This is a genomic window from Pseudomonas sp. DSP3-2-3, assembly GCF_049898225.1.
Classification (GTDB): domain Bacteria; phylum Pseudomonadota; class Gammaproteobacteria; order Pseudomonadales; family Pseudomonadaceae; genus Aquipseudomonas.
Map to the genome: position 1 here is coordinate 1 of NZ_JAFCXH010000058.1, position 10,393 is coordinate 10,393.

At 56.9% G+C, this 10,393-nt stretch carries 10 protein-coding genes and 1 pseudogene; 5 read left to right on the forward strand and 6 right to left on the reverse strand.

Annotated features, from left to right (window positions below):
- Positions 1-179 precede the first annotated feature (179 nt).
- Positions 180-474 (forward strand): annotated as a pseudogene (locus ACP7E4_RS29885) (tyrosine-type recombinase/integrase).
- 133 nt (positions 475-607) lie between these two features.
- Here ACP7E4_RS29885 and ACP7E4_RS29890 read toward each other — a convergent pair.
- Complete coding sequence (locus tag ACP7E4_RS29890) at positions 608-1,558, reverse strand: alpha/beta fold hydrolase (RefSeq protein WP_426119815.1); 951 nt, start codon at positions 1,556-1,558, stop codon at positions 608-610.
- A gap of 60 nt (positions 1,559-1,618) precedes the next feature.
- Entirely contained in the window at positions 1,619-2,824 is a 1,206-nt protein-coding gene (locus ACP7E4_RS29895; protein ID WP_426119816.1) for an MFS transporter, read from the reverse strand.
- Between the two features lie 104 nt (positions 2,825-2,928).
- On the opposite strand from ACP7E4_RS29895, the gene ACP7E4_RS29900 reads away from it, so the two are divergent.
- Positions 2,929-3,570 (forward strand): TetR/AcrR family transcriptional regulator, encoded by a 642-nt coding sequence (locus tag ACP7E4_RS29900; protein WP_426119817.1) that lies wholly within the window; start codon positions 2,929-2,931, stop codon positions 3,568-3,570.
- A 296-nt stretch (positions 3,571-3,866) separates the two neighbouring features.
- Here ACP7E4_RS29900 and ACP7E4_RS29905 read toward each other — a convergent pair whose 3' ends face one another.
- The 3 genes from ACP7E4_RS29905 to ACP7E4_RS29915 form a co-directional block, all read right to left on the reverse strand.
- Positions 3,867-5,240, reverse strand: a complete 1,374-nt coding sequence (locus ACP7E4_RS29905) for a transposase (protein ID WP_426119819.1) — start codon at positions 5,238-5,240, stop codon at positions 3,867-3,869.
- 104 nt (positions 5,241-5,344) lie between these two features.
- Complete coding sequence (locus ACP7E4_RS29910; protein ID WP_426119820.1) at positions 5,345-6,061, reverse strand: class I SAM-dependent methyltransferase; 717 nt, start codon at positions 6,059-6,061, stop codon at positions 5,345-5,347.
- Positions 6,062-6,425: 364 nt separating this feature from the next.
- A complete protein-coding gene (locus ACP7E4_RS29915) occupies positions 6,426-7,343 on the reverse strand; it encodes a LysR family transcriptional regulator (protein WP_426119822.1) in 918 nt (305 codons plus the stop codon).
- A 115-nt stretch (positions 7,344-7,458) separates the two neighbouring features.
- Here ACP7E4_RS29915 and ACP7E4_RS29920 point away from each other — a divergent pair, with 115 nt between their 5' ends.
- From ACP7E4_RS29920 to ACP7E4_RS29930, 3 genes are all read left to right on the forward strand, one after another.
- Positions 7,459-8,652: a serine hydrolase domain-containing protein gene (locus ACP7E4_RS29920; protein ID WP_426119824.1), complete on the forward strand. Its 1,194-nt coding sequence runs from the start codon at positions 7,459-7,461 to the stop codon at positions 8,650-8,652.
- Positions 8,649-9,839, forward strand: a complete 1,191-nt coding sequence (locus tag ACP7E4_RS29925) for an MFS transporter (RefSeq protein ID WP_426119825.1) — start codon at positions 8,649-8,651, stop codon at positions 9,837-9,839. Before ACP7E4_RS29920 ends, ACP7E4_RS29925 begins: the two co-directional genes overlap by 4 nt.
- A gap of 78 nt (positions 9,840-9,917) precedes the next feature.
- Complete coding sequence (locus tag ACP7E4_RS29930; protein ID WP_426119826.1) at positions 9,918-10,145, forward strand: hypothetical protein; 228 nt, start codon at positions 9,918-9,920, stop codon at positions 10,143-10,145.
- A gap of 38 nt (positions 10,146-10,183) precedes the next feature.
- On the opposite strand, the gene ACP7E4_RS29935 is transcribed toward ACP7E4_RS29930, so the two are convergent.
- Positions 10,184-10,393: transposase (locus ACP7E4_RS29935; RefSeq protein ID WP_426119828.1), on the reverse strand; the 210-nt coding region annotated here is incomplete at its 5' end.

Here is a 10,393-nt window from a genome sequence, read left to right on the forward strand (position 1 = left end):
TAAAACAGTCTCTCTTGCCCGCTCGACAATTGCCCCATCATGCTACGAATCCTCCCGCTGGCCGATGACCTGATTTTGCCGCAGACCAAGCAGGAGATCTACTTTTTCAACAGAATCGGACGACTGCTGCCCTTCTTGCACGAGGGGCATGCCAGACCTCCACCAACGGAGGTAATGACATGAACGCAAAAACCACTTCCGCATATCAGCCTTGGAACAAAGGCCAACTGGTCGGTCAAAAATCACCGCTCCGCTTGCGTGACATCTGGGACATCAGGATCAGGCTCGACCCAGTGCCATATGGCACTCATACGATGCGTCGGACCAAGGCTTCATTGATTGATCTATCGGAGAACAAAAAACATCAGAGCAGTACAGATACCTCTCGGTCACACCAAGCTGGAAAGCACTGTCAGATGCCTTGGCATCGAAGTGGACGACGCGCTTGAGATGGCCGAGCAGACTGAAGTGTGAGCGGGCAACGGCGACGGGGCAGTCACCCCGTCGCTTTCGGCCAAAAGCGGACATTTGCCAAGCCACGACCACGGTTCACACCGGTGGCTGCCGCGCCTGAAATAGCAGCCACCTTACGCATCAAGAGCATCCGTCAGTTATTCAAGAAGTTGACCACCAGAGGATTCAATTCAGCGGAGCACTCCTCCGGCAACCAGTGCCCACAATTGGGCAAGACTTGGCCTTGTACATTGGTCGCGTACTGTTTCATCTGATCCACTTGAAATTGCCCCATTCCGCCGTGCCCTCCACCGCCGATTGCCAGCACGGGCATGTTCAGGGGAGTCTTCGACAGCTCGATGTTTTCAGTGATCGATTGGTTAAGCGCTCGGTAGTATTCGAACGACGCGTTCAGCGTATGAGGCTTGGCGTATGACTTGACGTAAAGATCGAGCAGCTCAGGCGTAAAGGCATCCTTGTTAGTCGCGTGTTCTTTGATGAAGTGCGAGAGGAACAACTTTTCATGCCCTGTGATCAACTTTTCGGCCAATTGGTTGCCAGCGGCAAAGAAGCTGAAATGCCAGACCAGTGACTCACCCTGTGGTGAGAATGCCGGAAAATCGTACATGCGCTTGTCGGGAATCGGTGCCTCCATGTACACCAGTTTCCCTATCCGGCTTTGGTGCGTTACTGCCATTGGATAGGTGTTCCAGATACCGATGTCGTGCGCAACCAAGTCAAACGGCTGATTTCCGCTTAGCTGTGTCGCGAGGGCGAACAGATACTTCGAGACGTCAGTGCCGGTGTAACTGGTCTTGGGCGGTTCCGACTCGCCCAGGCCCGGTAAATCCACCGCAACTACGGTGTGAGTCTTCGCGAGTTCGGGCATCAAGCTGTGCCACTCATACCAGGCTTGACCAAATCCGTGGACCAGATAAACCAAAGGCCCGGAACCGCCCTTCACATAGTGGAGCCTGACGCCGTCTATGGTTTTGAATTCACTCTTGAATCCCGCTGGAACAGGAAACTCTGCCGCTTGAGCCAAGCCTGGCAAAGTCAGGGTGATTGCGACTGCGGCAAGGGCCAATCTAAGGCGCTTTATCATTTTATTTCTCCATCGAGTTGACTGAAAATTACGACCATGCGAAGGCGTGCTACCCCTCGATCAATGACCGTGGATCGCTTGGGTGGTGTGCCGTTGGCCTTGCGGAAAACCATGCGCCCGTGCCCGAAATGCAATGGCCAGGCTGATCAATAGCAACACCAGCAACACGCCCGGAAATGCACTCGTTCCCCATTGGCCGAGTAACACGCCACCCAGCAATCCACCACCGGCAATAGCGCTGTTCCAGACCACTACGTTCATGGAAAGCGCAACGTCAGAGCCCTTACCTGCGGCGTCGGCGAGTGCTGTTTGCAGCAGGGTCGCCGCGCCACCAAAGGTCAGCCCCCAAATGAAGACACCCACGTAAATGGCCGCGGCGGAGCCTGAGAACACTCCGAGGAAAATCGAAACCGCTGCGAATGTTGCAAGGCTGGCCAGCACTGTTGTTCGCAGGTGCCGGTCAACCAGTCGACCCGTGAGCCAGATGCTGGCCAGCGCCGCTACACCAAATGTGAGCAATACCAAATCGACGTCACTGTCCAGCCCAGCCTTGGAAACGAAGGGCGCGACATAGGTGTAAAGAATGTTGTGGGCCAGCATCCAGGTGAAGACGACAGCCAATACCGAGCGGACGCCTGGGGTGAAAAACACCTGACGTAACGGCATGCGCTGTGAGGATGACTGGCCTGGGTAATCCGGCACTTTTATCAGCACCCAAACGATCAATACCAGTGTCATGCCGGACATCAATCCAAAGGCCATGCGCCAGCCCATGAATCCACCCAGCCAGGTTCCCATCGGCACACCCAACGACAACGCGATGGGCGTACCCACCATCGCCACCGCCAATGCGCGCCCCTGCAAATGAGGGGCGACCATGCGCCGTGCATAGCCCGCGATAAGGCTCCAGGCCAGCCCCGCTGAAACCCCGGCGAAAAACCGTGCAATCAGCGTCAGCCAGTAATCGGAAGACAGCGCTGTGAGGGTGTTAAATACCAGGAAGCCGACAATCGTCAGCAGCAGTACCGTCCTGCGGCGCCAGCTTTGCGTGGCAATAGTCAGCGGGATCGCCGCCAGCAACGACCCTAACGCGTAGACAGTCACCATCTGTCCGGCCAGAGACGCAGAGATACCCAAACCACTGCCAATTTCGGGCAGCAAGCCCGCTGGCAGGGTCTCGGTGACAATGCAAATGAAACCCGTCATGGCCAGTGCAAGTAATGCCCCAAGCGGAAGCTTTCCGCTCTGTCGCTCATCTGTAGTCATTTGTCACCTCATATATATACCGATCGGTATAATATGGAGAGGTGCCGCGATCTAGTCAATGACTTATATATCGATTAGTATTTAATTGATCGAGAGGAGGTCACATGGCACAGATGGGACGTCCACGCACCTTTGACCGTGGCGTGGCGATTAATCAGGCGATGCATTTGTTCTGGGAGCACGGATATGACGCAACATCACTCAGCCAGCTCAAGGCAAATATCGGCGGCGGCATCACTGCACCCAGCTTCTACGCGGCATTTGGCTCAAAGCAGGCGCTGTTCAATGAAGTGATGGAACGTTATCTGAACACCCACGGCCGGGTGACCGATAGCCTGTTTGACACCACACTCTCCCCGAGGGCGTCGATCGAACTCACGCTGCGGCGCTCCGCGAAAATGCAGTGTGAGCCCGACCACCCGACAGGATGCCTGGTGGCGCTGGGTCTGCTGAGTGCCTGCACGGATGAAAGCAAAGCCATCTCCCAGCCGCTGGCTGATGCAAGATCCTTGAACCGTGCAGGGATGGTAGCGTGTGTCGAACGCGCTATCGCATCCGGGGAGCTGCCAACCACGGTCGTACCAGAGGCATTGGCTACGGTGTTTGACAGCTTTCTGTTGGGGATTTCGGTACTTGCCCGAGACGGCGTGCCCCTCAAACAGATAGATGACGCGGTGACGCAAATCATGACGTTATGGGATGCGTCGTGTATCGGTCGTCCGGCTATTGGTTCAGGCAATCCCTAAACGGCAGTAAACAGCGAACCCCGTTCCCAGTAAACGTATCGGTATCGATAGCTCTTTGGCTGTTGATGAGCGTGTTGTACCTGAACAATGTTCGCTTTGGGTCGGTTGCAGCCCTTTAGGAAGAGCAGTAATCGGCCGATTCTGTTGAAAAAGTCGGAATTTCAGGCTGGCAGAGGTCGACGTTGGTCCTCACTTCAGAACCTGGTCACCACGTTGCGTGGTTTTTTGGTTCTGCGTTGATCGTTGCAGCTTGGTCGGCGGGTTGATTTGAGGGTTTTTGCTGATTCCGGGCGTACCTATCCCGTGGCCGGTGGGCCTTGTGAGGTCAGTTTCGCCAGTCGTCTTAGATTCTGTACCGCAGCCGCCAAGGTGAATTCGTCGTTCGCACCGGTCATTCCTCGTAGTCGCAACCGATCCAGTTTCAGGATTCGCTTGAGATGAGCGAACAACATTTCGACCTTCTTACGCTCATGGCGAGAGCACACGTATTGAGGTGTCTTGGCGATGCGCCGCGCAACTTCGCGCGCTCTCTCATGGATGCTACGGGCGATTTTTCGGAACGAGGTATTTGGGCAGCATTGCTCTTTCATTGAGCAAGTAGCGCAGTCGGTTTGCCGGGATCGAAAAATGATGGTGTCGGCTTTCGTGACATGTGAGCGCTGGTTCTTGAAGGCCCGCCACTCGCTACGCAACGCGTGTCCAGTAGGGCAACGATATTCCTGCGCCTCTTCATTCCATTGAAAATCGCTGATCGAGAGGCTGTCGTTCTTGCGCTCGGTTTTGTCCCAAACCGGCACATGTGGCTCGATGTCTTTTTCGTTCACCATCCAGGCCAGCATCGGTGCGGTTCCGTAAGCGGTATCGCCGATGAGCCGATCCGGCTTGATGTCGAACTGTTCTTCGACCCGCTCGATCATGGTCTTGGTGCTCTCGACCTCGGCGGTTCGGTGAGCTGGAGTCGGCTCCACGTCCATGATCACGCCATGTTCGACATCAATCAGATAGTTCGTCGAGTAAGCGAAGAACGCTGGACCTCCTGGCGCAGCGGTCCAACGTGCAAGTGGATCGGTCAGCGACAGACGCTTGGGCAGTGCTTCGGCCAAAGCTTCTTCATCCAGCGCTTCAAGGTACTCACGCACGGCGCGAGTACTGAGCGACGGATCGCGCCAGTTGATTTCATCATCGCCAGATACGCCGCGTTGCCGACTTGCATCAGCCTTGATAACGCTGGCGTCCACAGCAAAACCTTCGCCCTTCACCAGACCTGCGTCCATGCACCGACGCAACACCTCGTTGAACAGCCAGCGAAACAGTGAGCTGTCGCGAAAACGACCGTGCCGATTCTTGGAAAACGTAGAGTGATTGGGGACTTCGTCTTCAAGACTCAAACGGCAGAACCAGCGATATGCCAGGTTCAAATTAGCCTCTTCGCACAACCGGCGTTCGGAGCGAATGCCGTAGCAGTAGCCCACCACCAAAAGGCGAATCATCAGTTCGGGATCAATCGATGGGCGCCCGATTGGGCTATAAAAATCGGCGAGATAATGGCGCAGATCGCTTAGATCGAGGCATCGATCAATGCTGCGCAGGAGGTGATTGGCTGGGATGTGATCTTCAATGTTGAACGAGTAAAACAGTCTCTCTTGTCCGCTCGACAATTGTCCCATCATGCTGCGAATCCTCCCGCTGGCCGATGACCTGATTTTGCCGCAGGCCAAGCGGGAGATCTACTTTTTCAACAGAATCGGCCAAAAGCGGCCTTACGCGTCCATGTTCAGGCCGTTTTGCACGTCAACCAGGCGCCCCAGAAAAGGCTGCTGAAGAAGCGGGTTGCGTTCCCGAATCCTGCATCATCCAGCAGCTTTTGAACCGCTGCCTCGGAATGTGGAGGGTCGGCGCCTTGAAGGATTTTCCCAAGCTTGACCTTCACTTCCTCCGGGCTGGCTCCATGCTGCCGCCACCGGTGCCCCCAGGCAGCGAGGAGTAACGGCTGGCTGGCATACGCATATTGATTCCCCGCGACAATCAGCGGCGCCCCCGGCTTAAGATGAGCCTGAATGGATCGTAATATGTTTCGCTTGGCATCGTCCCCATCGAGATGATGGAGTACACCGATCAAGGTGGCTGCGTCGTATGACTCGTCTGCCGCCAGGTCTTCAACTTGCCCAAGATGCATGGCTGTTCTTCCGAGCAAGTTGTTTGCGTCTAACTGCTGCTTCGCTGCCTCCAGCATAGGCCCGGACGGATCAACGGCAGTGAAGCGCCAATCCGGCTCAAGCTTGGCCATAGCAATGATCTCCTGCGCCGTACCGCCAGCGCCCACCACAAGTATTTTTGCCGAGCCCATATTGCCAAGGATCGCCGCCAGCATGCATGCCGCCAAGTCTTGGCAGGCGTCGTATCCTGCTAGTGCAATGCGGCTCTGTCGACCGTACTCATTGGCCCGTGAGATATCAAATTTTTCAGCTGAGTTGAGATGGGATGATTTCAAGGCGGTTCTCCATGTCCTCAAATCAAGCTACGCCAACCTCAGAAATAATAAAAATTCATTAATTTTATGTACTGCATTCCTGCAAGGAATGCAGAGCTCAAACCATCTTGCCTCTCAGACAGGTTCCGCCTTGTAACGACAGTCGGTTTTGGGTTGAAGACGTCCCTTCGCAAACGGCCGCAATCGGCCGATGCTGTGTGAAAACGTTTTTCAGCGCGACAGGTACTCAAAACCGGACTGGAAATCGCGCTTCTACGCGAAATCCACATCTGCTGACGTGCCGATAAATTTCAGATTTAACGTAGACGCGCGCACTTCAATTTTGGCGAAGCGTTTTTACACACTCTGGGCCAATAGCGGACGTTTAGAGTAGTGAAAATAAATCCGTCCCCTTTCTCCCCGGAAAAACCCGGGCGCAGAGGAAGTCGACGAATACCCGCACCTTGGGAGAAGGGTGTTTACTGGAAGGCCAGAGTAAATGAAACTCGCCATTGCGCTCGGTGTGCTCTGGCAAAACGGTCCACAGCTGCCCCTCGGTGAGCGCCTGCCTCACGGAGAACTCCGGCAGATAGGCGATGCCTAGTCCCCGCAAGGCAAAGCATAAACGGGTTTCGATGGTGTTGCAGATCATCGAAATGGGCAAGGATAACTCGGGCTCCTCAGCAGTACGACGCAAGGCCCAGGTTTCCAGCTTGCCGCTATTGGGGAAACGGTAGTGCAAGCAGCTGTGCAGCAGCAGATCGGTTGGTACTTTTGGCGTACCACGCGCTGCCAGGTAGTCCGGCGAGGCGACCAGCAACGAACGGAATGAACCGAGCTTACGCGCCGATAAACGCGAATCCGTAGGCGCGCCGGTTCTGACCACGACGTCGAAACCTTCCTCGATCACATCGACCAGGCGGTCGCTGAAGTCTAGGTCCAATTCAATGGCCGGGTACTCACGCATAAAGTCGCCGAGCACCGGATGTACCAGCGAACTGACCAAGGGCAGGCTGACTCTCAAGCGTCCACGTGGAGCGACGCTGGCTTGCGACAGTTCCAGTTGAGCCGCCTCGATTTCTGCCAGAATCCGACGGCTGCGCTCCAGAAACAGCATGCCTTCGGCAGTCGGCGTGACGCTGCGCGTGCTGCGGTGAAACAGGCGAACACCGAGCTTCTCTTCCAGCCGCGCCACGCTCTTGCCGATGGCCGACGCCGACACCCCCAGCATTCGGCCGGCCGCAACGAAACTGCGATTTTCAGCGACCTGCACAAACACCACAAAGCCATTCAAGCTGTCCATGCTGCCCTCCATTGCGGATGTTCTGCTCCGCATAAAATGGAACTCTACCCCAGTTTTTCTTTAATCCTAGACTTTCTATCGTGGCGGGGCTCTCCACTCTCAGAAGGAACTGCGCATGACCCTCCCCGAAATCGCTTTATCCACGGGCACGCTTTCACGTCAATTGTCCGCGCGCATTGAAGCAACGGTCCAGCAAGCACTGGAGCAGCAGCGACTGGTTGGCGCGGTAGTATTGGTGGCCCGCGATGGCGAGTTGGTCCATCGCCAGGCGGCCGGCTGGGCCGACCGCGAGAAGCGGTTGCCGATGAGCGTAGAGGCGGTGTTTCGCTTGGCATCGGTCAGCAAACCTATTGTCTCGACGGCGGCCCTGGTGTTGGTAGCGCAAGGCCGTCTCGGTCTGGATGACAGCGTTGAGCGGTGGTTGCCCGAGTTTCGGCCAAAGTTGGCTGATGGACGTGCTGCCCGCATCACGGTGCGGCATTTGCTTAGTCACACGGCGGGGCTTGGCTATCGCTTTTTCGAAGCCGATGCGCATGGCCCCTATGCACAGGCCGGTGTCTCGGATGGTATGGATGCGTCCACCGTCAGCCTCACCGAGAACCTGAGCCGCATCGCCAGCGTGCCGCTGCTGTACGAGCCCGGCACGGCCTGGGGCTATTCGGTGGCAACCGATGTACTAGGGGCGGTGATTCAGCGGGTGCAGGGCGAGCAACTGGCTGATGCGGTGCGCCAGCTCGTGACTGATCCGCTGCGCATGACCGATACCGGCTTTGCCGCGCTGGACCCATCGCGCGTGCCTACCGCCTACGTCAGTGCAACTCCCGAGCCTCATGCGCTGGCCGAAGGCGAAATCGTTTCTCCGTTCGAGGGGGCGATTGGCATCCCGTTCAGCCCCGCCCGCATCTTCAACCCGCAGGCGTTTGCGTCGGGTGGTGCCGGCATGGCCGGAACAGCCGAGGACTTCCTGCGCCTCCTTGAAACATTGCGTCGCGGCGGCGGTGAGCTGCTGTCCACGGCACTCGTCGAGGAGATGGCACTCGATCAAACCGGCGGCCGGGAATTGCCCGCTGCGCCGGGGTTCGGCTTTGGTCTGGGGTTCTCGATACTGCGCGATCCGGCCTTGGCGGTCACCCCCGAGTCGCCAGGCACCTGGCGTTGGGGTGGCGCCTATGGCCATTCGTGGTGTGTGGATCGACAGCAGAAGCTGAGTGTCGTCGCCTTCACCAACACGTTGTACGAGGGCATGTCGGGACGGTTCGTAACCGACCTGCGGGACGCGGTATACGGCGTCGCGGAGCTAGGCCAATGAACTCGGAAGTGCAGGATCGCATGCCTTATGCACCCTTGTTGGCGCTGGCAATGGCCGCCTTCATCACCATCCTTACCGAAGCACTGCCGGCTGGTCTGCTGCCGCAGATGGCACAGGGGCTGGCCGTCTCCGAGGCGTGGGTCGGGCAAACCGTCACCGCCTATGCCATTGGATCGCTAATGGCCGCCATGCCGTTAACGGCGGCCACACAAGGATTTCGTCGCCGTCCCTTGCTACTCGCTGCCATCGCCGGCTTTGCCATTGCCAACACGGTCACGACGTTTTCGACCAGCTTCACGTTGACGATCGCGGCGCGCTTTCTGGCCGGCGTTGCGGCGGGGCTATTGTGGGCGTTATTGGCCGGCTATGCCGCGCGCCTGGTGCCCGAACACCGCAAAGGCCGCGCCATCGCGATCGCGATGGTGGGCACACCCCTGGCGCTCTCGTTGGGCATCCCGGCCGGAACCTTTCTGGGCAACGTCCTGGGATGGCGCATGTGCTTCGGCATCATGAGCCTGCTGGCCGTGCTGCTGATGGCATGGGTGCGCTTCAACGTGCCGGACTTCGCCGGAAAGGCTGAACAAAAACGTCTGTCGCTGCGCTATGTATTCACACTGTGGGGCATTCGCTCCGTGCTCTTCGTAGTACTGGCGTTCGTCCTTGCACACAACATTCTCTACACCTACATCGCCCCGTTTCTGCAAGTGGCCGGCCTGGGGGCGCAGACGGATGTAGTACTGCTGGTCTTCGGAATCACATCGCTGCTGGGAATCTGGATTGTTGGGCTGTTAATCGACCAGTACCTGCGTGCGCTGACCCTGGCGAGTACCGCATTGTTTGGCATTTCAGCAATGGTGCTGGGTATCGCAGCCACCGAACCCGTTGCCGTTTTCGTAGCGATTGGCGCGTGGGGATTAGCCTTTGGCGGTGCCGCAACGTTGTTTCAAACGGCATTGGTCCGAACTGCTGGCGACGCGTCAGATGTCGCACAATCCATGCTCGTGACTGCCTGGAACATCGCAATTGCTGGCGGGGGCATTGTGGGAGGTCTGCTACTCGACCGACTCGGCGTAGAAGCATTCCCTCCTGCACTACTGGTGCTGTTGGCGGCCACGCTGATGGTGACGTGGTCGGCCAAGTTGCGCGGGTTTCCCGTGGTGCAAGGGGTGAAATCCGATGCAATTTGAATGTGCTGATGTGGTAACAGGCAGCGGCGAACCTCGTTAACAGCGCATTCCAAAGCTTTTGGACGGAAGTGGACCGGCATGACAGCTATCGCCAACCTTTGCCGCGAGGTTCGAACAGGTCTGCATAGCCCCTTGAGTAGTGTCTGTACCAGATCTGTAATCCATACCCAGTGTCCGCTTCTGGCCGATTCTGTTGAAAAAGTCGGATTTTTCAAACTGGAAGATTTCGAAGTTGATCATCTCTTCAGAACCTTCACCACGTTGCGTGGCTTTCCGGTTCTGCGTTGGTCGTTGCAGCTTGGTTAGTAGGTTGATTTGAAGGTTTTTGCTGATCCCAGGCGTACCTATCCCGTAGTCGGTGGCCCTTGAGAGGTCAGTTTCGCCAGTCTTCTTAGATCCTGTACCGCAGCCGCCAAGGTAAATTCGTCGTTCGCGCCGGTCATTCCTCGTAGTCGTAACCGATCCAGTCTCAGGATTCGTTTGAGGTGAGCGAACAACATTTCGACCTTCTTGCGCTCATGGCGAGAGCACACGTATTGCGGTGTTGCGGCAAT